Source organism: Bradyrhizobium sp. NBAIM01 (assembly GCF_020194115.1).
In the GTDB taxonomy this organism is placed as follows: domain Bacteria; phylum Pseudomonadota; class Alphaproteobacteria; order Rhizobiales; family Xanthobacteraceae; genus Bradyrhizobium; species Bradyrhizobium yuanmingense.
In genome coordinates, this window is the sequence record NZ_JADYVU010000012.1 from 85,461 (window position 1) to 109,153 (window position 23,693).

Genomic DNA, 23,693 nt, shown 5'->3' on the forward strand with positions numbered 1-23,693 from the left:
GCGGCAATCGGTGGGGGAGCCGGCGGGCGCCGAGGCGCCTCACACCTGCGAGAGCGAGGGCGCCTCTCCGGGCATAATGGCTTGCAGCCCGCCGAAGCGGCGCTCGCGGCCATGGAAGGCGGCGAGCGCCTCGGCAAGATCGCCCGCGTCGAATTCGGGCCACATCCGCTCGGTGAAGTACAGCTCGGCATAGGCGCCTTCCCAAAGCAGGAAGTCCGACAGTCGCTTCTCGCCGGAGGTACGGATGATGAGGTCGACGTCGCGAAGGCCAGCCTCGCCTGTGACGAGCTGCGAGAAGGCTTCACGCGTCAGGCTGGTCAGCGCGGCCGCCTTGGCCGCGGCATTGAGGATGGCGTCGCGCGCGGAATAATCGACGGCGATGCGCACATGCAGCGCGCGGCCATCGGCGGTGGCCGCCTCGGCGCGCGCGATCGCGGCGGCGATGCCGTCGGGCAGGCGATCGCGGCGGCCGATGACGGAGAGGCGCACGCCGTTCTTGACGAGGCTCTGCACTTCGTTCGCGAGGTAGAAGCGCAGCAAGGTCATCAGCGCCGCGACCTCGGCCTTCGGCCGCCGCCAATTGTCGGTGGAGAAGGCGTAAAGCGTCAGCGTGCCGATGCCCTGCTTGGGCGCGGCCTCGACGATGCGGCGGATGGTCTCGACGCCGGCCTCGTGGCCGCGCACGCGCGACAGGCCGCGCCGCGTCGCCCAGCGGCCGTTGCCGTCCATGATGATGCCGACATGAAGCTTCTCGTTGCGGGACGTGATGTCACTTTGCATTGCAAAGTCTCCGGTCAAAAAAAGGGGAGATCAGGTCGAGGCGATGCCGAGACGGCCGAGCGGCGGCGCTTCGCGGCCAGCGGCCTTCGCCGCGTCGCGCACCAGCCGCTCGAGCACGGCGAGATAGTCGAGGAAGCGGCGGCGGCCGGCCTTGGTGAGGCGGCAGGTGGTGTGCGGGCGATTGCCCTCGTAGCCCTTGGTCACCTCGACCAGTCCGGCTTCCTGCAGCACGGCAAGGTGCCGGCTGAGATTGCCGTCGGTGAGGCCGCAGAGCTGCTTGAGATCGCCGAACGCCAGCCCCTTGGGATGCGCCATCAGCGAGGTCAGAAGCCCGAGCCTCGCCTTCTCGTGGATCACGCGGTCGAGCCCTTCATAGGAGAAGGGCGCGCTGTCAGTCTTCGACATCGTTGTCTCCGGACGCGAAATGCAGAATCGCCGCCATCAGCGATTGGCCGATCAGGAAAGGTAGGCCCATGGTCCATGGCGACAGCGTGTGGGTTCGGCTCGCGAGCACCACGACCGCGAAGCCGGACACGAAATACCAGGCGCCGGCGAGCGCCACCGTGCGCGGCAGCGAGCGGACCGAGGCAAAGATGCCGAGCGACACCAGGATCTGCCACAGGCCCGGCAGCAGCCACAGCGTCTCGCTCGCGAACTTCCACATCACCACCGCGAGCAGAACGCCGGCAACGCCCGCCGGCAGGAACTGCTCGACCGCCTGGTGGATCATCGCGTCGGCGAGACCGGAATGATGGCGTCGCGACCGGGCGCGCATCTCGATGCCGATGATCAATCCAGACAGCGCGGCGGCGATGAACCAGCCGATGAAGAACACGAGCGGCTCGCCGGTGGGATCATCCAACAGCCAGAATTGCAGGACGGCGGTGATGAGCGCAACGGCGCCGGTCGCCGCCATCGTCGCCGGGCCGTAGCCGCGGAAAGCGGTGCCTGCCGCGATCTGGCTACGGATCGTCACGATGTCGGCCAGCGCCTTGTCGAGATCGCGCATGGGCAACGCCAAAACCTCGTTCCACCCCGGCTTTCGTGGGACACCGGTCCCGTTACTTTGTATTGCAAAGTATATGGCACTGCAAAGTAAATGCAAGCCCAAATTGTTGCGGTCAGCCGAACCGACTGGTGCGGACAACTGACGGTTGCGCCTCACCTGCCCTCGCGGATAAGATGGATGCGAGTGCGTTTGCCGGGGGCTGGGGTATGTGGTTGAGGTCGTTGGTCGTTGCGTTCGTGTTGCAGATGAGTGTGTTCGGGGCGAACGCGGCGGGGCCGTTCGGCACCGTCAAGGTCGGCAACTGGGCCGGCGGCGCATTCAGCAATGACGAGACGGGCGCGTTCTCCCATTGCGCGGCGACCGCACCTTACGCCAACGGCGTGAGTCTCTTCGTCGCGCAGAATGCGGCCGGCTCCTGGCTGCTGAGCTTTGCCAGCCCCAGCTTTCGCTTCAACAAGGGCGATACCGCGCCCATCGACTTCATCTTCGACGGCCAGGAGCAGGCGAGGTTGTTTGCGACCGCCGGCACCACCAATATGGTGACGACCATGCTGCCCCCCAACGTCGCTCGCACCTTCCAGAAGGCAAGCCTGATGGTGATCACGACCAACGGGAGCAAGCCACTCCAATTTGTGCTGACGTCGACGGCCCCCCTGATCGCGGCGCTGGCGAACTGCGTCACGCGGGTGAAGGCAGACGGGCTCAGCAAGGCCGGCGATTTCACCAAGGGTGCGGCCAAGCCGGCGGCGACGGCGGAGAAGCAGACGGCAGCGCCGGCCGGCGGCAAACCCGCCCGAGCCAGGAGCGGCAGCGGCTTCGTCGTCAGCGCGAGCGGGCACGTCGTCACCAACCATCATGTGATCGACGGCTGCGTCGGCGACGTCAGGGGCAATCTCACCGGCGAAGCCGCAATGGTGCTGCGCGTCGTCTCGAGCGACGCCAACAACGATCTCGCCCTGTTGCAGGCGCCGTCGACGACGACCTTCAAGGATTTTGCCCGGATCCGCGACCGCTCGATCCGCTCCGGCGATTCCGTGATCGCGATCGGCTTTCCCTATCACGGCATCCTGACCTCGGACTTCAGCGTGACCACCGGCATCGTGAGCTCGCTCAGCGGCATGCGCAACGACTCGCGCTTCCTGCAAATCAGCGCACCCGTGCAGCCTGGCAACAGCGGCGGGCCGCTGTTCGACAACACGGGTCAGGTCGTGGGCGTGGTCACGGGCAAGATTCCAGCCTTGCGGATCGCGGTGGCGACCGGCAACATCCCTGAAAACATCAATTTCGCCATCAAGACCGGAGTGCTGCGCGATTTCCTCGACAATTCGATCGTGCCCTATCAGACCGCCGAGCCAAAGAGCGAGCTCAAGACCACCGACATCGCCACCAACGCCCGGCCGTACACGATGCTGATCTCGTGCAACGCGGCGGAGCAGGCGGAGGCGAAGCGGTAGCTATCGGGGCAAGGCACACCCTGCACCTCACCCGTAGCTGTCATTCCCCGCGAAGGCGGGGAATCCAGTATGCCGCGGCCTTTCGATTCATCACTGCCGTCTCGGAATACTGGATCGCCCGGTCAAGCCGGGCGATGACACCTTTGATGTGCGTCGAGCGCTCCCCTCACCCGTGGCAGCACGCCGCCTTCGCCGGCTGCGGCTCGTACTGGTCGCGCAGGCGCACCCAGTCCATCGGATAAGGCAGGCCTTCCTCGTGACGGCCAAGCGGGGTGAGATCGAGATATTGATAAGCGGCGTTCATCATGTCGAGGCCGCGGGCGAAGCAGGAATAAGTGTGGAAGATCGCGCCGGCCTCGTCGCGGAAGAACACGCTGATGCCGGGCAGTTCGGGGCCGTAGAACGGCGTGGTTCCGAAATTGTACATCGGCTTGCCGGTCGCGACCTCTTCCTGTGAGAACGTCACGCCGTAGTCGCGGTTGAAGTCATTGCGGCCTGAGGAAACCCAGTCGAAGGTCCAGCCCATCCGCTTCTTGAAGGCTTCGAGCTTTGCGCTTGGCGCCAGCGAGACCGCAACCATGGCGGTGTCGCGCGCGGCCAAATGCGGCACCATGCGCTCGAACCCATCGGCCCAGAACGAACAGCTCTTGCAGGCCGCGTCCCAATCGGGCGCGAACATCACGTGCTGCACGATCAGCTGCGGCCGGCCCTTGAACAGATCGCCCAGGGACACAATGCCGTTCGCCCCTTCGAATGCGTACGCCTTGTCGACCTTGACCCAGGGGAGCCGGCGGCGCTCGTCGGCAAGCCATTCGCGAGCCTGGGTCAATTCCTTCTCGTGGACCAGAAGGGCCTTGCGCGCGACGATCCATTGCTCGCGCGAAACGATCTGATGTTGCTGCATGGCGTTCTCCTTGGGGATCAGGCGACGAAAGCATCGAGCTTGTCGAAAATCGAGCTCCAGCCGCGCTGGTGGTTGTCGCGCGCGGTCTCGTCGAAGAACTGGGCGTGATGGAAGATCATCAAGGTGCCGGCAGCGTCCGGCTTCAGCGAGATCGTCACCAGCGACTCACGCTCCGGCGTCGAGTGCCAGGCCCAGGTGAAGACCAGAAGCTCGTTCAGCACCACCTCGCGATAGCGGCCGCCGGCCTCGAAGTATTCGCCGTCGTCCCCCGTGAAGCTGATGCGAAACCGGCCGCCGACGCGGACGTCGAGCTCGGCTTGAAGCGTCGCCGGCTTCATGTTCGGCGGCCCGAACCATTGCGCTAGCTGCGCGGCTTGCGTCCAGGCGGCGTAGACCTTTTGCGGCGGCGCGCGGAGCCGGCGCGTGAGCGTGAGGCTTGGTCGTTCTGCCGGGCGTTCGGCGGTGTTGGCGGTTGCGTTGGCCATGTCTCTTCCTCCACGAAGGCGGCAAGGCGATCGAGATTGTGGGACCAGAACTGCGCATAACGATTGAGCCAGTTCATCGCCTGCTCCATCGGCTGCGCGGTCAGCCGGCAGGCGACCGTGCGCCCGGTCTTCTCGCGCACGATCAGCCCGGCATCGGTGAGCACATCGAGATGCTTCATGATCGCCGGCAGCGATACCGCAAACGGGGCCGCCAGCTCGCTCACCGACAGGCCGTCCTGCTCGCCGAGGCGCGCCAGCAAGGCACGACGCGTCGGGTCTGACAGCGCCGCAAAGGTCCGGTCCAGCGTCTCGTCCTGATACTTAACCATATGGTTTAGTATAGACGCGAGCACGGCAACGTCAAGCCGGAAGGCGCAGGCGCGGATCCGCACGAGAGCGTGATCGGGTTGCTGGCAATGCAGCCAAGAAAAAAGCCCTGCCGAACGACAGGGCTCTCTTCCTCGTCATCACGAGATTTCTACTCGACCTTCAGGCCGGCGAAGTCGACGACCTTCTTCCACTTCTCGGTCTCGGCCTTGATCTCCTCGCCGAACGCCCCGGGCGTCTGCACCCGCGGCTCGCCGCCGAGCTCGACCAGGCGCTTGGCCATGTCGGGCTCCTTGAGCACCGCGTTGACCTCGGCGTTGAGCTTGGCGATGATTTCCTTCGGCGTGTTCTTCGGCGCGCCCATGCCGAACAACGCGCTCGCCTCATAGCCCTTGACGGTGTCGGCGATCGGCTGCACGTCGGGCAGCTGCGGCGAGCGTTCCGTGGTGGTGACGCCGATCGCGCGCAGGCTGCCGGAGCGGATGTGCTGAATGATCGAAGGCATGTTGTCGAAGATCACCTGCACCTGGCCGGCGAGCATGTCAGTGATCGCGGGCGCGGCGCCGCGATAGGGCACGTGCTGCATCTTGCAGCCGGTCATGGCCATGAACATCTCGCCGGACAGATGCACCGAGGTGCCGTTGCCGGACGAGGCCATGTTCACCTTGCCGGGATTGGCCTTCACGTACTCGATGAACTCGGCGACGTTCTTGGCCGGCACGTCCTTGTTGACGGTCATCACGTTCGGAACGCGCTGGAACGAGGCGACCGGCGCGATATCGTTCACGAAGTTGAACTTGAGATTCTTGTAGAGCGAGGCGTTGATGTAGTTGGCCGGGTTGACCAGCTGCAGCGTGTAGCCGTCGGGCTCGGCATTGATGACCGATTCGGTCGCGATGTTGTTCCCGGCGCCGGGCTTGTTCTCGACCACGAATTGCTGGCCGAGCTTTTCCGACAGGCGCTGGCCGATCAGCCGTGCCAGGATGTCCGTGGCGCCGCCCGGCGGATAGCCCACCACCCATTTCACCGGACGGGCCGGATAATCGGCGGCAAGGGCCTTCGACAGCGGGGTGGCTGCAAGCGGACTGGCGGCGAGCAGGCCCAGCGCGGTACGGCGAGTGATCATCTCAAGGGTTCTCCCAGTGTTGTTCTTGAAGTCGGATGGCTTGAAAGCCGCGTCGCTGCGGTTGTAACAAAGCTTGCCGCGTGCGGAAAGTGCGCGGGGCACATCACGACGAAAGGATGAGACATGCCGGTCAAGGTTCATGCGCTGGATCATCTCGTGATCAATGTCAGCGACGTCGCGGCAAGTGCTGCGTGGTACGGCAAGATTCTCGGCATGGAAGTCAAGGTGTTCGATCCCGGCGGCGGCAAAGCGCCGCGGACTTTCCTTGAATTCGGTAACCAGAGGATCAACGTCCGGCAACGCGATGCCGACAAGGTGGAGTGGTTCACCGCGAACCATCCCACGGTGGGCAGCGAAGATTTGTGCTTTCTCACCTCGGCCACGCCGGACGAGGTGGTGGCGCATTTGCGGGCACATGGCGTCGCGATCGAGGAAGGTCCGGGCCCGAGGCAAGGCGCCCGCGGCACGTTGCGCTCGGTCTATTGCCGGGATCCCGATGGCAGTTTGATCGAGATCTCGTCGTACGAGGACGGTGGCCGGTAGGGCCACGCTGCCCGCCCCGAAAACGTCATTGCGAACCACCGGGTCCGCGCAAAGCGCGGCCCGATGACAGGCTCCGCGAAGCAGTCCAGAATCCTCCGCGGAACCAGTCTGGATTGCTTCGTCGCAAGAGCTCCTCGCAATGACGCAGGAGAGAGCTCGGCCCTCTCCCCGGATTTGCGTCCCGCGTCGTCCAATGGCAGGAAGACGCAATCATCAAAAGGCAGCCGCCGGCAAGATGCGGCTGCACCGGGAGGAGCCATGCCAGTTCAACAGACCACAGCTGGAATCGTGGGCCCGTTCGACGGGCTCGACGTGCCCTGGCTGCTCAAGCTGCGCGCCGAGGTCCGGCGTGATCATCCGTTCCTGATCTGGGCGCCGTTCGACGCGCCGGCGCGGCGCTGGAGCTACGGCGAGTTTCATGAGCGCGTCGGCGCGCTCGCGGCCGGCCTCGCCAGGCGCGGTGTCAAGCCGGGCCAATATGTGCTCATTCATCTCGACAATTGCATCGAGGCGATGCTGGCCTGGTTCGCCTCCGTCGAGCTCGGGGCCATCGCGGTCACCACCAACACGCGTTCGGCGCCGGCCGAGATCGCGTATTTCGCCGATCATTGCGGCGCGGTCGCCGCGATCACGCAGCCGGCCTATGCGGAAGCCGTCGCGCAGAACTGCAACAACATAAGCTGGCTGGCGGTAACCTCGCACGATGCGGGCGCGGCACCCGCGCAAGCCGCCTCGCGCGGCGACAGCTTCGAATCCCTGTTCGCCGACAGTGCCGATCGTCCCCGGCGAGCGACCGATCCGCTCGCGCCATGCAGCGTGCAATACACCTCGGGCACGACGTCGCGGCCGAAGGCGGTGCTGTGGACCCATGCCAACGCGCTGTGGGGCGCCAAGATCAACGCCGCGCATGAGGACCTTCACGCCGGCGACGTGCACCAGGCGTATTTGCCGTTGTTCCACACCAATGCGCTGGCCTATTCCATGCTGGCGACGCTGTGGGTCGGCGCCACTTGCGTGATCCAGCCGCGCTTCTCCGCCAGCCGGTTCTGGGCCGTCGCGCGCGAGCACGGCGCAACCTGGACCTCGACGATCCCGTTCTGCATGAAGGCGCTGCTCGAGCAGGAGATCCCGAAGGACCACAAGTTCCGCCTGTGGGGCACCGCCATCAACGAGCCGCCGGCCTTTGCCGCCTTCGGCGTCAAGATGATCGGCTGGTGGGGCATGACCGAGACCATCACCCACGGCATCGTCGGCGAGGTCGATCAGCCCAACATCCCGATGTCGATCGGTCGCGCCGCGCCCGAATATCAGATCCGCATCACTGACGACGACGGACGGCCGACGGAGGTCGGCGACACCGGCAATCTCGCGATCAGGGGCATCCCCGGCTTGTCGCTGTTCGCCGAGTACCTGCACAACGAGAAGGCGACGCGCGAGAGTTTTGACGAGCACGGCTTCTTCCTCACCGGCGACCGCGTCGAGCGATTGGAGAACGGCTTCATCAAGTTCGGCGACCGCGCTAAGGACATGCTGAAGGTCGGGGGCGAGAACGTTGCGGCCTCCGAGATCGAGCAGGTGATCGCGCTCGTGCCGGGCGTGCGCGAGGCCGCGGTGGTGGCGAAGAAGCATCCGATGCTGGACGAGGTGCCGGTGGTCTTCATCATCCCGCAGGGCGGCGTCGCAGGCGCTGCGCCCGACTTGCATGATCGCGTGATGGAAGCCTGCCGCAAGGGCCTCGCCGACTTCAAGCTGCCGCGCGAGATCAGGCTCGTCGACGACATGCCGCGCTCGACGCTGGAGAAGGTGGCGAAGGCGGAGCTGCGGAAGCTGGTGGGGTGATCTCGTAGGGTGGGTTAGCCGAAGGCGTAACCCACCAACTTCGTTCGGCAATTGCGGAGGCATGGTGGGTTACGCCTGGCGCCTGCGCTTCGCGCAGCCGCGAGGCTAACCCACCCTACGACTACGGCATCCCGACTAGAACGACCCCAGCGCGACCGGACGGAACGCCTGCAGCAGCTGCTGGTCGAGCTTGCCGCCCATGCCTTCCATCATCGTGAAGGCGCGGGAGTGGGTGAAGGGCATGCGGTAGGCGCGCTTCTCCACCAGCGCGGCGTAGATGTCGACGATCGTCGTCAGGCGCACGATGTCGCTGATCTGGTTCGACGACAGGCCGTTCGGATAGCCGGAGCCGTCGAGGAATTCGTGGTGATGCAGCACCACGTCCAGCATCTCCGGCGGGAAGCCGCCTTGCGCGGCGAGCGCATCATAACCGCGGCGCGGATGCTGGCGGACCTCAGCCATCTCCTCGTCGGTGAGCTTGCCGGGCTTGTCGAGCAGCCAGGCCGGAACGAAGGCCTTGCCGACGTCGTGCAGCAGCGCGGCGCGGGTCAGGCGGCGCTGGTCGTCCTCGCGCATGCCGAGATGCTGGGCGAAGGCGACGGCGAAGCCGGTGACGAACAGGCAATGGCGGTAGCTGCCGACATGGTGACAGCCGACCGTGGTGAGCCATTCGCGCAGCGAGGAATGCTTGATCGCCTTCAGGATCTTGCTCTCGGCGGCGATGACGTCGTCGAAGGTCAGGGCCACGCCGAGCGGCAGCTTCTCGAACATCTTGGTCAGCACCGCATGCGCCGCCTCGACGCCGCGGTTGAGCGTCTTGCCGCGATCGGTCGCGTCATAGGCCGCGGTGTCCGGGAAGGCGGCGCGAATGCGCTGCAGGATGGCCTCGGCCTGGAGCGGCCGTGAGATGGTGTCGGTGGCTCCTAACGCCCAGGCCTGCATGGTGCCGTGATGCAGGGCGTCCGCGAGCACGAACAGCCGCGGCATCGAACGATAGGCATCGCCGCGCAGCTTGTTGCGGACCCGCTGCACGCTGTCGGGCGAGCGCAGATTAATGTCGACCACGAGCCCGGAGAGATCGCGCGAGGGCTGGGCGGGGATCTCGTCCGTCTTCACCGTGGAGACGTCGCCGACCGCTTTCAGGATGCTGGCGAGCTCGCTGCTCCCGTCGCTCCGATCGGAGGCGAGCAGAAGCCGGCGTTTGGCGGCGGATTTGGCTGTGGCGTTCATGGCTTCCCCCACAAGGACCGGAAACTCGGGCGTATTGGCCGATGAGCCTAAGCCGGATCAGGTTCTCTGGCCCTTAAGAGGCGTGCTCAATGGAACCTTGGGGAATTGCGCGCAATTTGACGGATTGGGGTTCAGGGGGAATTTCACAACCGGCGAAAACAACCCCATGCACAGTAGAAATGGCATTGATGGATAAGGGGAATTTTGGACGCTATCGCCCCGCCCTTCGCGGTCGTCGCCCGGCTTGACCGGGCGACCCAGTACGCTGAGACGGTCCGGCTGAAACCGAGAAGCCGCGGCGTACTGGATGCCCCGGTCAAGCCGGGGCATGACGGTGAGGGTGTGGAGGCGGCTCCAAAACAAATCCGCCGGAGGTTGCCCTCCGGCGGATCAGCTCATTTGGCAATCACGGCTCGACTTACGCCTTCATGCTCGCCTTCACGGCTTCCGCGGTGATCGGCAGGGCGCGGACGCGGGCGCCGCTGGCATTGAAGATGGCGTTGCCGATGGCCGGCGCGACCACTGTGACCGCGGGCTCGCCGACGCCGGTGGCCTTCTCGCCATTGGCGATCACGGCGATCGCGACCTCGGGCGTCTGGCTCATGCGCAAGGGCGTGTAGCCATCGAAATTGGTCTGCTCGATGCCACCGTCCTTCAGCGTCGCCTTCTCGTACATCGCCAGCGACAGGCCCCACAGCGCCGCGCCCTCGACCTGGGCGCGGACATTGTCGGGATGCACCTGCGTGCCGACGTCGGTTGCGACCGTGAGCTTCTTCACGGTCACCTCCCCCGACGGCGCGACGGCGACGTGAGCCACGCACGCCGTCCAGCTCGCGGTCGCCCGCTCCTGCGACGAGACGCAGGCCACGCCCATGCCCTCGCCTTTCGGCAATTGCTTGGTGCCGTAGCCGGACAGTCCCATCGCGGCGAGCAGCGTGTTGCGCAAGCGCTGCGCGCCGCCGTCGTTCTTGCCGGCGCCGTCGAGCAACGAGATGCGGAACTGGGCGGGATCCTTGCCCGTCGCCGCCGCGATCTCGTCGATCATGCTTTCGACCGCCCAGAAGGTCCAGCCCGGCGCCACCGAGCGAAGCTGGCCGGAGGGCGTAGCGTTGTGCGCGAGCTCGTTCTTGATCGCGCGCACATAATGGTTGGGCACGGTGTAGAAGAAGTCCGCCCCGTTCACCGTAAAGGAATCGAGCGGGCCCTTCTTGTCGACCGAGGGCGTCAGGAAGTCGGGTATTCCCCAGCGCGCGGTCGGCCAGGCCGACACCACGTCGTGGCTGATCGCAATGAGCTTGCCATCGCCGTCCACGCCGGCCTTCACTTTTTGATAGGTGAGCGGACGCGAGAAATCCATCGTCATGTCGTTCTCGCGCGAATAGATCACCTTCACCGGCTTGCCGACGGCCTTGGCCGCCTGCACCGCCGGAATCATCATGTCGGCATCGAGACGCCGGCCGAAGCCGCCGCCCAGCCACATCTGGTGCATGACCACGAATTTCGGATCGATCCCGGCAGCGCCCGCCGCGATCGCGCCGGAGCGCGTCGCAAACTGGTTGCCGGAATAGATGTGCAGGATGTCGCCCTTGAACTCCGCAGTGGCGTTCATCGGCTCCAGCGGCGCGTGGATGTTGATGCTGGTGGTGTATTCCGCTTCCACCACCTTGGCCGCCGAACCGAAGGCCGCATTGGGATCGCCGTCCTTGACGAAGAACTGGCCGGAATCGTCCAGCTTCTGCAGCCGCTTGGCCTCGTCGAGCAGCGACTGGCTCGATAGCTTCGCGTTCGGACCCGCGTCATAGGCGATCTTCAGCGCCTGGGCCGCCTTCTTGGCGTTCGCGTAGGTGCTGGCGACCGCGACGACCCAGCCCGACGTCGTTGCGGTCTTGTCGTCGAGCGTGACGGCCTTGATGAAGCCCGGCACCTTCTTTGCCGCGCTGTCGTCGACCGATTTCACCGTGGCGCCAAAGCGCACCGGCGGCGTGACCAGCGCGCCATAGGCCATGCCCGGCAGCATCACGTCGATGCCGTACTTGGCCGTGCCGTTGGTCTTGGAGGGGATGTCGAGCTGCGGAACCGAGACGCCGATCATGGTGTACTGGTCCGGCGATTTCAGCTTGATCGCCTTCAGCTCGTCGGGCGCGAAGGTTTTCGTCGCCTTGCCGCTTTTCACGACATCGGCAAATGACATCTGCTTCTTCGATTTCGGATGCACGATCATGGAATCGCGCACCACGAGCTCCGATGCCGGCACGCCCATGGCGGCGGCGGCACCTTCGGTCAATGCGATGCGACCGGCGGCGCCGGCGCGGCTCATCGCTTCGAAGTTCATCATGGTCGACCAGCTGCCGCCGGTGATCTGGGCGCCGAGCACGGGATCGTTGAACTTGGGATCGTTGGAGGCGAGCGCTACGCGCATGTCGCTCCATTTCGCGCCCAGCTCCTCGCAGACGATCTGAGCCAGGGTGGAGGCGATGTGCTGGCCCATATCCGCCTTGCCGCAGGTCACGGTCACGAGCCCGTCCGGCGAGATCGCGTACCAGACGCTCGGCTCGAAATTGGCGGGCGCGGCGGCGGCCGACTGGATGCCGGGCACGCCCGCATAGCCGAGCACGAGGCCGGTCGCGGCGGTGCCGACGAGGAAGGAGCGGCGGCTGAGATCGGTCGTCTCAGGTGTCACGTTCTTGACATGCTTGTTCATGTGGGCCTCCGCTCGCTCGAGGTGGCGGACGCCGTGCGCATCTCGGATGCGGCGCGCATGATCGCCTTCTGGATCCGCGAATAGGTCATGCAGCGGCAGAGATTGCCGTCCATATGGGCGACCACTTCCTCCTTGGTCGGATTGGGATTCTTGGCGAGCAGCGAAGCCGCCTGCATGATCTGGCCGGACTGGCAATAGCCGCATTGCGGCACCTGCTCGGCGATCCAGGCCTTCTGCAAGGGATGATCGCCCTTGGCGGAGAGACCTTCGATGGTGGTGATCTTCTTGCCGGCGACGTCACTGAGCATGGTCTGGCACGAGCGCACGGCTTCACCGTTGACATGCACGGTGCAGGCACCGCACAGCCCGGCACCGCAGCCGAACTTGGTGCCGGTCATCTGCAATTGTTCGCGGATCGCCCAGAGGAGCGGCGTGTCGTTCGCCGCATCCACGGACAGACTCCGCCCGTTGATGGTGAGAGTTGGCATAGGCGTCTTCCCCTGCCGGTGCATGAAGCCGCTTACGGCGGCAATTTGAATGGCGGACGCCCACCGGGCTGGCGTCAGCCTTGCCGGCGAGAATGATCGCGTTCCGGCGCGGAGGCAAATGCAATTTGGAACGAGTCGAAAAAGCGCTCGCCACACTCGCCCGTTGTGCGCCGCGCCAAGGGCGTCGACGCAGCCACTGGACACAACAGCGCATGCCTCCGGCATGCGTGCTACGCATTCAGGCAGTTTCTTCGAGGTAACTTGGCGAGCTAAGGTGCAGCTGCCGCCGCTTTCTTCCTTCTCCCCTTGTGGGAGAAGGTGGCGCGAAGCGCCGGATGAGGGGTTGTATCCGCGCACTCGCATTGAGACATGCGCGGATAGAGACCCCTCACCCGGCTTCGCTTTCAGCGAAGTCACCCTCTCCCGCAAGGGGAGAGGGTGCAGCGGTGTCGTGGCGAGGAAAAAGAAAGGGCGGGAAGCAATGCCGGAGATCAATCGCGACGGCGTCAACATCTACTACGAGGTTCATGGCAACGGGCCGCCGCTGCTGCTCACCCACGGCTATTCCTCGACCTCGGCGATGTGGCATGGGCAAATCGACGCGCTGGCGAAGGACCACACGCTGATCCTGTGGGACATGCGCGGCCACGGCCAGTCCGATTACCCTGACGATGCGAGTGCTTATAGCGAAGACCTCACGGTCGGTGACATGGCGACGATCCTCGATGCGGTCGGCGCGAAGCGCGCCATCATCGGCGGGCTTTCGCTCGGCGGCTACATGTCGCTGGCGTTCTACCGCGCACATCCGGAGCGGGCCCGCGCGCTGCTGATCATCGACACCGGCCCCGGCTTCAGGAAGGACGATGCGCGCGAAGCCTGGAACGCGCGGGCGCTTGCGACCGCCGACCGGCTCGACCGCGAAGGCCTCGAGGTCTTGAAAGCGGCGACGCGCGAGCGCGCCACCGCGAGCCATCGCAACGCCAGCGGGCTTGCGCTCGCCGCGCGCGGCATGCTGACCCAGCGCGATGCGCGCGTGATGGAGCTGTTGCCTGAGATCAAGGTGCCCAGCCTGATCGTGGTCGGCGCCGACGACACCCCGTTCCTCGCCGCCTCCGACTACATGGCCGCAAAAATCCCCGGCGCACAAAAGGTCGTGATCCCCGCGGCCGGACACGCCGTCAACATCGATCAGCCCGAGGGTTTTGTTGACGCGGTCGTGCCTTTCCTGAAGAACTTGCCGGCATAGGGCGATCGAGCAAGGACACAGGCGATGAAGCTGATGATGCTGGCTGCGGGCACGATGCTGCTGTCGATCTCCGCGCAGGCCGAGCCGTTCGGCGCCGTGCCGCAGCGCCAGCCTTTCGTCACGACCTTGTCGAACAACATTCCGCTCGCCTTCGGCATGGATGCCGAACAGACCGCGCGCGCCCTCGGGCAGCAGCTGCAATATGTGCGGGGACGTCCCGGCCACGAAATCTATCTCGCCTTGCGCAACATCGGCGGCAGCGGCCTGATCCCGTATCGCCATCGCCTGTTCCTGCAATTCCGCCACGGCCGGCTGGCCGGATGGAAGGAGGATTACGGCGAGAACTGGATGTGGGAGTGAGGTGTTACCCCTCATCCTGAGGAGCTTGCACAGCAAGCGTCTCGAAGGATGCAGGCCCGGCTGCTGCATCTCGGCCTTTCATCCTTCGAGACGCGCGCAGGTGCGCGCTCCTCAGGATGAGGGGAGAGAGCTGAATTTCGGATCGACAACCAAGAAGGACAACCCGCGTGGGACAGGACATCAAGCTGACGGCCTCGGACAATTTCCAGCTCGGCGCCTATCGCGCCCATCCCGCCGGCACGCCGAAGGGCGCGGTGGTGGTGATCCAGGAGATATTTGGGGTCAATCACCACATCCGCTCGGTCTGCGACCGCCTTGCCGGGGAAGGCTATGTCGCGATCGCGCCGTCGATCTTCGACCGCACGGCGCCGAACTTCCAGTCGGGCTATTCGCCCGACGAGATCGCGGAGGCGCGCAAGTTCGTGGCCAATCCGGACTGGGCCGCGATGCTGCGCGACACGCAAGCTGCGATCGATGCGGTGAAGAGCGTCGGGCCCGTCGGCATCATCGGCTTCTGCTTAGGCGGCAGCATCGCCTTCGTCGCGGCGACGCGACTGACCGGCCTGAAGGCGGCAATCGGCTATTACGGCGGCGCTGTCGTTCGCTTCGCCGACGAGACGCCGAAGGTGCCGACCCAGCTGCATTTCGGCGAGAAGGATGCCGGCATTCCGCTCGCCGACGTCGAGACCATCAAATCGAAGCGGCCGGATGTGGAGGTCTTCATCTATCCAGGCGCCCAGCATGGTTTCCATTGCGACGAGCGCGCCAGCTACGACAAGGCCAGCGCCGACATCGCCTGGCCGCGCAGCATGGCGTTTTTCGCGAAGCATTTGACGAAGTAGCGCGCGGCTCTTTCCACTGTCATTCCGGGGCGCGCGCAGCGCGAGCCCGGAATCCATCGTGCGTCAGCGTTCGTGGATGAATGGATTCCGGGCTCGCGACTTCGTCGCGCCCCGGAATGACGAAGGAGAGAGTCGGGCTTGAGCCCTAAAACCAGCGCTCGCCGACGAACACGGTGTCGCCGGGCGCGAGCGGCGTGCCGAGCGGCACCACGGCGCGCATGGCGCCGCCGTTCTCGGTGTGCGTGACGGTGACCATGTCGCGCTTGGCGCGCGGCGAGAAGCCGCCGGCGATGGCGACCGCGCTCTCGACCGTCATATTCGGCACGTAAGGATATTGGCCGGGCGCGAGGACCTCGCCGAGGATGAAGAACGGACGATAGGTCTCGATCTCGACCGCCACCGAAGGCTCGCGGATGTAGCCGTTGCGCAGGCGAGCGGCGATCTCGCCGGCCAGCCCTGCCGTGGTGCGGCCGCGGGCGGGCACCGCGCCGATCAGCGGCATGGTGATGGAGCCGCCGGCGTCGATCGCATAGCTGTTGGTGAGACCTTCCTGGCCGTAGACCACGACGCGAAGCTTGTCGCCGGCGTCCAGATGGTAGGAGGCGCCATTGCGCACCGGCACCGCCATCGGCGCGGCGTAGCCGACCGGCATCGGTGCGGGCGAAGCGGCAAAAGAATTACTGAGCGCTGCGATCGCGCCACCGCCGTTATTGGCGACGACGACCGGCCGCGGCGCATTATAGGGCTGGCCATAGGCCATGGCATCGAGATCGGGACGAGGCTGCACCATCGCGACGGGAGTTGCGGTCTGCATGCAGCCGCCCAAAGCGAGCGCGGCGGACGCTGCCAAGGACGCCAAGTTCGACCATCGAAACGCGCGTGCAACCGGCACCGGACCCATCCTCGAAACGAGACGGCTCCAGTGATGCACCGGTTATGGTTAATAAAGCGTTGAGTGGGGCTCCAACCCTCCCCTGGAGGGGGAGGGTAAGAGGCAGCGCTGTTACGCGGCGCCAGCTGCAGGCTCAATCCCGGGAATAGCCGATCAGCGGTTTCCGCGGGCGGAACAGGATCATCAGGAGGATGCCGAGAATGCCGAGGACGGCGAAGACCGGCTGCTCCAGCACCAGGCGGATCACCGAGGTCCAGAGCCAGGGCGCCTTGGCCTCGACCCACGTGCGGAAGGCCGATTGGCTGGCCTGATTGATGTCGTTCCAGAACTGGCCGAAGCGGGTGAATTTGAGGGTCTGGTCGGCCACCCATCGGGCGCCGTCATAGACCATGAAGATGAACCCGCCGGCGAGCAGCAACAGCCCAATCAGTCGGAAAAAGCCGCGGATCATGCCTCACCTACGATGGCCGTCGAAGCGGACGACCTTTTCGGAACGATGCCAGCCAATAGCCGGGCGACGGCAGAAATTCAACCTCTTCAGGGCGTTACGGCACTCATCCAGGCCGCCAAAGGGGCGTTTCCGGCGCCCGAAAGCGTTGACGGTGCGAAAGACCCTCTCTATAAGGGCGCCAACTGGCGGTGGGCGCAATCCCGCCGCCGCTGTTCTTTGAGCAGTTGCAGGCACCCTGGGCTTCAGGACTCATCCGAGCTTGAAGACACCTTGGAGCCTCAGAGACAGCCGCAAGGCGGTCGCTCATGTTCCGGGAACGGCCCAGCAACCGAACACCCTAAATCCGAGCGTCGATTCCGCGGTCAAGCAAGCCGGCGCTACCCGACCAAGACGCGACCGGTACCCGCAAAGGACATTGAGACCATGGCCAATACCACTTCCGCCAAGAAAGCGACGCGCAAGATCGCCCGCCGCACTGCCGTCAACAAGTCGCGCCGCACCCAGATGCGTGGCGCCGTGCGCAACGTCGAGGAAGCCATCGAGAGCGGCGACCGCGCCGCTGCCGTGAAGGCGCTCGCGACGGCCGAGCCCGCCTTGATGCGCGCCGCCCAGCGCAACATCATTCACAAGAACAACGCCAGCCGCAAAGTCTCGCGCCTCACCGCGCAGATCGCCAAGCTCGCGAAGTAAATCTGCTAAGTCATCTTGGCGACATCGCCTGATCGGTCGATCCGGTCAGCGCGTCAAACAGCCCGGCCTCGCGCCGGGCTTTTTCGTTGGCTGTCATATTCACGCAAGCAGCCAGGCGAGGCTCATGTGTCGCTTGGACGATTTACATCGTCTGCGTCAGTCTTCATTCCGTAGTTCTACCTGCCGATGTTTTGCAACAGCGGAAACTTCACTGCGTTGCAAAAAAGCTCTGTGAGGCGGGCGCGAATTGAATCGGTGGTGGACGAGAGTTCTGCACACCGTAGATTCACCGGAACGTGTGTCACGGTGGAGTTACCCTGCAAAACGAGTCTCGAAAAGCGATGGCTCGATAATCACTTATCAACATAGCAGGGACAAGCATTTGGAAAATTCGCCCGCACGTCGGGCGCATGACGAATTTATAAAAATAATTTGGCGCTGAACGAGAATTGTCACATGACGCGCGGCCTTCTCGATTCTGTGCACGGATTCAAAAACTTGCTTCGCAGCCTGTGAACAACTCCTGTGCGACGTTAACCGAGGTCAAGTTTTTTGACGGCTCAACTGTGAATCAATTTCGTTGCGAGTCTTTCCGCTTAGTGTATTCCTTAACCCAGTCAGCGGCGCCCACGATCTTCAGACCAGCGCGGTTTAGGAAACGGGGCGAGCGTGCAAATCGGCGGCGGTGTGCACGTAGGCGACGCTTCAAAAAGTGATGTCGGTGCAAAACCCACAGCAATGTGGGAATGGTAGCTCTTTGTCTGAATGTTTCCAAGCGGGACCTTTCCCGCTCGCGCCAGGCGCATCTACTCGCGCCAGGCTCATATGAGAGACATCGCGAAGCTATCCCGGCACGCAAGGTGGCGAAGTCGAGCGGACGACTAGTACATTTGGGCAGGCATCCGCGACAGGAGTACGGCGCGGTTGTCTTTAGGACACGCAGGACCTTGTCGTGAGCGATCACGGCAGGACGGGGAGGTATCATGTCTTACGGACTCAACGCGGTATTGCAGCACGTTTCCTTTTCCAACGATGCCGTTTCAGCCCCGTCGGATTTCCAGCCTCCCGCGCGTGACGGAGCGCCGAGTACGCGCTGACCTCGCGACCCCACCATCTCTGACATCGCTGATCTGACCCGCGGCGTTCGCGCCGAACGGTCGAGCCATGCCCGACGATGGACTCGCTCGAGGTCGCGCCACTTCAGGGACCGTGGCAGGAACCCTGCATGGCGCTCACAAACGCAACTATATCTCTCAAGAGAAGTTTTCTGACGATGACAATGGAACAGGATCGCTGGTCACGCGTGAAGGGTCGGCTGCGCTCGAGCGTTGGCGAGGACGTCTACACAAGCTGGTTTGCGCGCATGGATCTGGAAGGCGTGCAGGACGAGAGCGTGCGGCTCTCGGTGCCAACGCGGTTCCTGAAGAGCTGGATTCAGGCCCATTATGCCGAGCGCGTGCTGTCGTGCTGGCAGGCCGAGATGCCGGAAGTGCATCGCATCGATCTCACGGTGCGGTCCGCCGTGCGCCCCTCGGCGCAGCCGAAGGAAGCGCCCGCGCCGGTCGAGGCGCGCCGCGCGCCGATGCCGGAATTGCGCTCGACCGCGACCGCGCCGGTCTCGGCCAATCACGACGCGCTCGGCGGCTCGCCGCTCGATCCGCGCCTGACCTTCGCCAGCTTCGTCGTCGGCCGCTCCAACACGCTGGCCCATGCGGCCGCGCGCCAGGTCGCCGAAGGGCGTCGCGGCGACTCCGTGATGTTCAACCCGCTCTACATCCATGCCGGTGTCGGCCTCGGCAAGACGCATCTCTTGCAGGCCGTGACCTGGGCCGGCAATTCCGGCAACGAGCGCAAGGTGCTGTATCTCACGGCCGAAAAATTCATGTATGGCTTCGTCGCCGCGCTGAAGACGCAGACGGCGCTGGCCTTCAAGGAAGCGCTGCGCGGCATCGACGTGCTTGTCATCGACGACCTCCAATTCCTGCAGGGCAAGTCGACCCAGGCCGAGTTCTGCCACACGCTGAACGCGCTGATCGACGCCGGCCGCCAAGTCGTGATCGCGGCCGACCGTCCGCCATCGGATCTGGAAAGCCTCGACGATCGCGTGCGCTCGCGGCTCGCCGGCGGGCTCGTGGTCGAGATGGGATCGCTCGGCGAGGAGCTGCGCCACGGCATCCTGAAGTCGCGCGTCGCGGCGGCCCGCGCCCATCACGCCACGTTCGAGGTGCCCGAGGAGGTGCTGCATTATCTGGCGCGCACCATCACCCATAACGGCCGCGACCTCGAAGGCGCTATCAACCGGCTGCTGGCGCATTCCAAGCTCAACAACCGGCCGGTGACGCTGGAGATGGCCGAGCACGAGGTGCGCGACCTGGTGCGGCCGCAGGAGCCGAAGCGGATCAAGATCGAGGACATCCAGCGCGTGGTGGCGCGGCAGTATAATGTCAGCCGCTCCGACCTCTTGTCCTCGCGCCGCACCGCCAACGTGGTGCGCCCGCGCCAGGTGGCGATGTATCTCGCCAAGACGCTGACGCTGCGCTCGCTGCCCGAGATCGGCCGCCGCTTCGGCGGACGCGACCACACGACCGTGCTGCACGCGGTGCGCAAGATCGAGGCGCTGGTCTCCAAGGACACCGCGCTGTCGGAGGAAGTGGAATCGCTGAAGCGCCAGCTTCAGGAATAAAGGCCTAGGGCTCCCGCCCTGCTCCCGCCGCCCCGGCTTGCCTGGGCGGCGTCTTCGTTTTGAGGCGGTAAATCGTGGGGAACTGGCCCCAATGCCTTGAATCTGCGGGCTATCCGCGCCACCTTGCGCGACCCAGACGGCTTTGGTCATATCGGCAGGAATGATCCGGCCGGTCGGGGTCTTCGATGCCGTGGCGCGCGTCCCGCCGCCCGGCCTTCTCAACGCTGTGTTTTCCTAAGGGATCGGGCGAGTAGTGCAATGAAGGTTACGGTCGAACGCGCACAACTGCTGAAGTCGCTGGGCCATGTCCACCGCGTGGTCGAGCGCCGCAACACGATCCCGATTCTCGGCAACGTGCTGGTGCGCGCCGAGAACGCGAAATTGTCGCTGAAGGCGACCGACCTCGACCTCGAAGTGACCGAGACGCTGCCGGCGGAAACCGCGACCGCGGGCTCCACCACCGTGCCGGCGCACATGTTCTACGACATCGTGCGTAAGCTGCCGGACGGCTCGCAGATCGTGCTGGAGGCCGACGGCGACCGCGCCGTGCTCGCCATCCGCGCCGGCCGCTCGCGCTTCACGCTGCAGACGCTGCCGGAGAACGATTTCCCGGATCTGGCCGCCGGCGACATGTCGCATTCGTTCTCGCTCGCCGCCAAGGACGTCAAGCGGCTGATCGACCGCACCCAGTTCGCGATCTCGACCGAGGAGACGCGCTATTACCTCAACGGCATCTATCTGCATGCCGCCGGCACGCCAAAGGCCGCCACCCTGCGCGGTGTCGCCACCGACGGTCACCGCCTCGCCCAGCTCGACCTGGTGCAGCCCAAGGGCGCCGAGGGCATGCCCGGCGTGATCGTGCCGCGCAAGACGGTCGGCGAGGTGCAGCGCCTGATCGAGGACACCGAGGCCGAGATGACGATCGAGCTGTCGCAGGCCAAGATCCGCTTCACCATCGGCAACGTCGTGCTGACCTCGAAGCTGATCGACGGCACCTTCCCCGATTACGGCCGCGTCATTCCGCAGAACAACGACAAGGAGCTCGTCGTCGACAAGAAGGATTTCGAGAACGCGGTCGACCGCGTCTCGACGATTTCGAGCGAGCGCGGCCGCGCGGTCAAATTGTCGCTGTCGGCGGGCAAGCTGGTGCTGTCGGTGACCAATCCGGATTCCGGCAGCGCGACCGAAGAGCTCGAGGTCGAATACGCCTCCGACGCGCTCGATATCGGCTTCAACTCCCGCTATCTGCTCGACATCGCCGCCCAGATCGAAGGCGACGTCGCCACGCTCCGCCTCGCCGACCCCGGCTCGCCGACCCTGGTGCAGGACCGCGACGACAAGAGCGCGCTGTACGTGCTGATGCCGATGCGGGTGTGAGACCTACCGGCATCCACACCTGTCACTACATCGTCATGGCCGGCGTAGCCGTCCGAAAGGACGGTGTCGCTTTGCTCCGCCTATGTCCCGGCCATCCACGTCTTCGGAGCCAAGAACGTGGATGCCCGGCACAAGGCCGGGCATGACGGAAAACGGATCTCATGACCCCCTCCCGCATTCATCGGCTGACGCTGACGCATTTTCGCAATTACCGGGCGGCGGGGCTCGAGACGGCGGCTGATCTGGTGGCGCTGGTCGGACCGAACGGGGCGGGCAAGACCAATTGCATCGAGGCGATCTCGTTCCTGTCGCCGGGCCGCGGCCTTCGCCGGGCGACGCTGGAGGATGTCGCCGACAACCAGGGCGACGGCTCCTGGGCGGTGTCGGCGCAGGTCGAGGGCGCGCTGGGGCTGGCGACGCTCGGCACCGGCATCGATGCGCCGCGCGCGGATACCACGGTCAGCCGGCGCTGCCGCATCGACCGCGAGCCGGTGGGCTCGGCCAGCGCCTTCGGCGATCATATCCGCATGGTGTGGCTGACGCCGGCCATGGACGGGCTGTTCATGGGCGCAGCGTCCGAACGGCGGCGCTTCTTCGACCGTCTCGTGCTCGCCATCGACAGCGAGCATTCCAGCCGCATCAACGCGCTCGAGCGCTCGTTGCGCTCGCGTAACCGCCTGCTGGAGACGCGCAATTACGACGACCATTGGTGCGACGCGATCGAGCGCGAGACGGCCGAACTCGCCGTCGCGGTGGCGGCCACGCGCGGCCAGACCGCGGCAAGGCTCACCGGCATGCTCAACGCGCGCGCACAGGCATCCGCATTTCCGTCCGCTCAGATCGCGCTCGACGGCTGGATGGAGAATGCGCTGCTCGAGGAGACCGCGACCTCGGTCGAGGACCGCTACCGCCAGATCCTGCGCGACAACCGCCCGCGCGATGCGATCGCCGGCCGCACCACCGACGGCCCGCATCTCACCGACCTCCAGGTGATCTACGCGCCCAAGAGCATGCCGGCGCGCGATGCCTCCACCGGCGAGCAGAAGGCGCTGCTGATCGGCCTCGTGCTGGCGCATGCGAGCCTGGTCGCCGAGATGACCGGCATCGTGCCGCTGCTGCTGCTCGACGAGGTGGTTGCGCATCTCGATCCGAACCGCCGGGCCGCGCTGTTCGATGAGCTGAAGAAGCTCGGCGCGCAGGTGTGGCTGACCGGTGCGGATCCTGCCGCCTTCGCCGAGATCGGCGCGGGGGGCGAAGTGTTTGACGTCGAGAGCGGACGAGTCTCGGCCCGCAGCTAGGCCGCCGCATTGAACCCGCCTGTTCCAGATCGCGACTAGCTGCTTGAGGCCGCAAGAAGCGGCCATCGCGCAGCACTCGGACATGCGCGACATCCTTCGCGATATTTTTGGAGCATGAGCATGACGGCGGTGAGGCATGGGCGCAAGCTCCGGCACGATGGCAGTTGTTTGCGTGCGGCTTCGCCCTGTTTGCGATGTGCATGCTCGCGGCCAGCGCCGGTGCCTCGCTGCCGCATCTGTTTCCGACGCCGCTCACGCTGGATTCCGATGCCAAGCTGCCCGCACCGACCCGCTATACTTACAGGGGGATCCACACCACGCTGATGCAGGGCGTCGACGCGCCGCTCCGCGTCAGGCTGGAGGCCACCGTGCCCGCGGGGATCAGCGACGTGCTCGCCTTCTACCGGACCGAGCTTCGCAAGCTCGGCTGGCAAGAGCAGCATGATGGCGCCGTGATCAACGCCGATCACGTCCGGCTCGCCTTCGTCTCGCCGCTGGGGCCGGCCGCGCTGATGCTCGATCGCAAGGATTCCGGCACCGCGGTTCATCTGGTGCAGAAGAACGCGGACACGGCGACGAAGGCGAACGTGCTGCCCGAGCCCGGCCAGGCGAAGCTGGTGTTCAGCAATATCGGCGACAAGGAAGCGGTCCTCACCATCAACGAGCGGACCATCCCGCGCCCGGCCGGCGCGAACGCCGTCGCGCTGGACCTCGCTCCGGGCGAATATTCGTACAGGCTGCGCGTCCCGGGCCAACCCGCCACCACGAACATCCTCACCGTCGCCGCCGGCGACACCTGGGAGCTCACGGTCGGGCGCGACGGTGACGCCTGGCCGCCGCTGCAGCTATACTGAGCGTGTTGAACCTCTCCGGTTCCCTGCGCGACTTCTCGTCTGAGGCCGCGCCGACGGCGCCGCAGCCCGCCAATGCACAAGGGCATGACGACCCGCGCGACATCCAGGAGTTTT

Annotated in this window: 22 protein-coding genes and 1 pseudogene; 11 read left to right on the plus strand and 12 right to left on the minus strand. The window is 65.3% G+C overall.

Annotated elements, in window-relative coordinates:
- Positions 1–39: 39 nt before the first annotated feature.
- The 3 genes from I6F31_RS28905 to I6F31_RS28915 are packed head-to-tail and all read right to left on the minus strand — an operon-like array spanning position 40 to position 1,789.
- Positions 40–780: a di-trans,poly-cis-decaprenylcistransferase gene (locus I6F31_RS28905; RefSeq protein ID WP_036024036.1), complete on the minus strand. Its 741-nt coding sequence runs from the start codon at positions 778–780 to the stop codon at positions 40–42.
- A gap of 30 nt (positions 781–810) precedes the next feature.
- Positions 811–1,185 (minus strand): transcriptional regulator, encoded by a 375-nt coding sequence (locus tag I6F31_RS28910; protein WP_025033235.1) that lies wholly within the window; start codon positions 1,183–1,185, stop codon positions 811–813.
- Complete coding sequence (locus tag I6F31_RS28915; protein ID WP_036002509.1) at positions 1,172–1,789, minus strand: hypothetical protein; 618 nt, start codon at positions 1,787–1,789, stop codon at positions 1,172–1,174. The genes I6F31_RS28910 and I6F31_RS28915 overlap by 14 nt, the downstream gene beginning before the upstream one ends.
- Before the next feature lie 206 nt (positions 1,790–1,995).
- Between I6F31_RS28915 and I6F31_RS28920 the strand changes: the two genes are divergently transcribed.
- Positions 1,996–3,243: a serine protease gene (locus I6F31_RS28920; RefSeq protein ID WP_109142057.1), complete on the plus strand. Its 1,248-nt coding sequence runs from the start codon at positions 1,996–1,998 to the stop codon at positions 3,241–3,243.
- Between the two features lie 166 nt (positions 3,244–3,409).
- Here I6F31_RS28920 and I6F31_RS28925 read toward each other — a convergent pair whose 3' ends face one another.
- The 4 genes and pseudogenes from I6F31_RS28925 to I6F31_RS28940 form a co-directional block, all read right to left on the minus strand.
- Entirely contained in the window at positions 3,410–4,147 is a 738-nt protein-coding gene (locus tag I6F31_RS28925) for a thioredoxin family protein (protein ID WP_225186489.1), read from the minus strand.
- A gap of 17 nt (positions 4,148–4,164) precedes the next feature.
- Positions 4,165–4,500: pseudogene (locus I6F31_RS28930) on the minus strand (SRPBCC domain-containing protein); the annotation flags it as partial.
- Positions 4,501–4,508: 8 nt separating this feature from the next.
- Positions 4,509–4,961 (minus strand): metalloregulator ArsR/SmtB family transcription factor, encoded by a 453-nt coding sequence (locus I6F31_RS28935; RefSeq protein WP_036002521.1) that lies wholly within the window; start codon positions 4,959–4,961, stop codon positions 4,509–4,511.
- A 149-nt stretch (positions 4,962–5,110) separates the two neighbouring features.
- On the minus strand, positions 5,111–6,085 hold the full coding sequence (locus I6F31_RS28940) for a tripartite tricarboxylate transporter substrate binding protein (protein WP_225134680.1): 975 nt from the start codon (positions 6,083–6,085) through the stop codon (positions 5,111–5,113).
- Positions 6,086–6,208: 123 nt separating this feature from the next.
- Between I6F31_RS28940 and I6F31_RS28945 the strand changes: the two genes are divergently transcribed.
- Positions 6,209–6,628 carry a VOC family protein gene (locus I6F31_RS28945; protein WP_225186490.1) on the plus strand — a complete coding sequence of 140 codons (420 nt, stop codon included), beginning with the start codon at positions 6,209–6,211 and terminating at the stop codon, positions 6,626–6,628.
- Positions 6,629–6,886: 258 nt separating this feature from the next.
- The gene (locus I6F31_RS28950) at positions 6,887–8,467 is read left to right on the plus strand and encodes an AMP-binding protein (RefSeq protein ID WP_225186491.1); all 1,581 of its coding nucleotides are present in this window, start codon (positions 6,887–6,889) and stop codon (positions 8,465–8,467) included.
- A gap of 135 nt (positions 8,468–8,602) precedes the next feature.
- Here I6F31_RS28950 and I6F31_RS28955 read toward each other — a convergent pair whose 3' ends face one another.
- The 3 genes from I6F31_RS28955 to I6F31_RS28965 form a co-directional block, all read right to left on the minus strand.
- Positions 8,603–9,697 (minus strand): HD domain-containing phosphohydrolase, encoded by a 1,095-nt coding sequence (locus I6F31_RS28955; protein ID WP_036002556.1) that lies wholly within the window; start codon positions 9,695–9,697, stop codon positions 8,603–8,605.
- A gap of 418 nt (positions 9,698–10,115) precedes the next feature.
- Entirely contained in the window at positions 10,116–12,398 is a 2,283-nt protein-coding gene (locus tag I6F31_RS28960) for a molybdopterin cofactor-binding domain-containing protein (protein WP_225186492.1), read from the minus strand.
- The gene (locus tag I6F31_RS28965; protein WP_025033225.1) at positions 12,395–12,886 is read right to left on the minus strand and encodes a (2Fe-2S)-binding protein; all 492 of its coding nucleotides are present in this window, start codon (positions 12,884–12,886) and stop codon (positions 12,395–12,397) included. Before I6F31_RS28965 ends, I6F31_RS28960 begins: the two co-directional genes overlap by 4 nt.
- A gap of 481 nt (positions 12,887–13,367) precedes the next feature.
- On the opposite strand from I6F31_RS28965, the gene I6F31_RS28970 reads away from it, so the two are divergent.
- The 3 genes from I6F31_RS28970 to I6F31_RS28980 all read left to right on the plus strand — a co-directional run bounded on the left by I6F31_RS28970 (position 13,368) and on the right by I6F31_RS28980 (position 15,334).
- Positions 13,368–14,132, plus strand: a complete 765-nt coding sequence (locus tag I6F31_RS28970) for an alpha/beta fold hydrolase (protein ID WP_225186493.1) — start codon at positions 13,368–13,370, stop codon at positions 14,130–14,132.
- A gap of 24 nt (positions 14,133–14,156) precedes the next feature.
- Positions 14,157–14,492 carry a hypothetical protein gene (locus tag I6F31_RS28975; protein WP_036038662.1) on the plus strand — a complete coding sequence of 112 codons (336 nt, stop codon included), beginning with the start codon at positions 14,157–14,159 and terminating at the stop codon, positions 14,490–14,492.
- 167 nt (positions 14,493–14,659) lie between these two features.
- A complete protein-coding gene (locus I6F31_RS28980; RefSeq protein WP_225186494.1) occupies positions 14,660–15,334 on the plus strand; it encodes a dienelactone hydrolase family protein in 675 nt (224 codons plus the stop codon).
- A 145-nt stretch (positions 15,335–15,479) separates the two neighbouring features.
- Here the strand turns inward: I6F31_RS28980 and I6F31_RS28985 are convergent, their stop codons facing one another.
- Positions 15,480–16,226 carry a polysaccharide biosynthesis/export family protein gene (locus I6F31_RS28985; protein ID WP_225131885.1) on the minus strand — a complete coding sequence of 249 codons (747 nt, stop codon included), beginning with the start codon at positions 16,224–16,226 and terminating at the stop codon, positions 15,480–15,482.
- A 133-nt stretch (positions 16,227–16,359) separates the two neighbouring features.
- Entirely contained in the window at positions 16,360–16,677 is a 318-nt protein-coding gene (locus I6F31_RS28990) for a hypothetical protein (protein ID WP_025033220.1), read from the minus strand.
- A gap of 423 nt (positions 16,678–17,100) precedes the next feature.
- Between I6F31_RS28990 and rpsT the strand changes: the two genes are divergently transcribed.
- The 5 genes from rpsT to I6F31_RS29015 all read left to right on the plus strand — a co-directional run bounded on the left by rpsT (position 17,101) and on the right by I6F31_RS29015 (position 23,579).
- The gene (gene rpsT / locus I6F31_RS28995) at positions 17,101–17,367 is read left to right on the plus strand and encodes a 30S ribosomal protein S20 (RefSeq protein ID WP_036002606.1); all 267 of its coding nucleotides are present in this window, start codon (positions 17,101–17,103) and stop codon (positions 17,365–17,367) included.
- A gap of 1,273 nt (positions 17,368–18,640) precedes the next feature.
- A complete protein-coding gene (gene dnaA, locus I6F31_RS29000; RefSeq protein WP_225148457.1) occupies positions 18,641–20,050 on the plus strand; it encodes a chromosomal replication initiator protein DnaA in 1,410 nt (469 codons plus the stop codon).
- A gap of 258 nt (positions 20,051–20,308) precedes the next feature.
- On the plus strand, positions 20,309–21,427 hold the full coding sequence (gene dnaN, locus I6F31_RS29005) for a DNA polymerase III subunit beta (protein ID WP_036002613.1): 1,119 nt from the start codon (positions 20,309–20,311) through the stop codon (positions 21,425–21,427).
- A 161-nt stretch (positions 21,428–21,588) separates the two neighbouring features.
- Positions 21,589–22,725, plus strand: coding sequence for a DNA replication/repair protein RecF (gene recF, locus I6F31_RS29010; protein WP_036002616.1), 1,137 nt, complete (start codon positions 21,589–21,591; stop codon positions 22,723–22,725).
- A gap of 200 nt (positions 22,726–22,925) precedes the next feature.
- Positions 22,926–23,579: a hypothetical protein gene (locus I6F31_RS29015; protein WP_225186495.1), complete on the plus strand. Its 654-nt coding sequence runs from the start codon at positions 22,926–22,928 to the stop codon at positions 23,577–23,579.
- Positions 23,580–23,693: the final 114 nt, after the last annotated feature.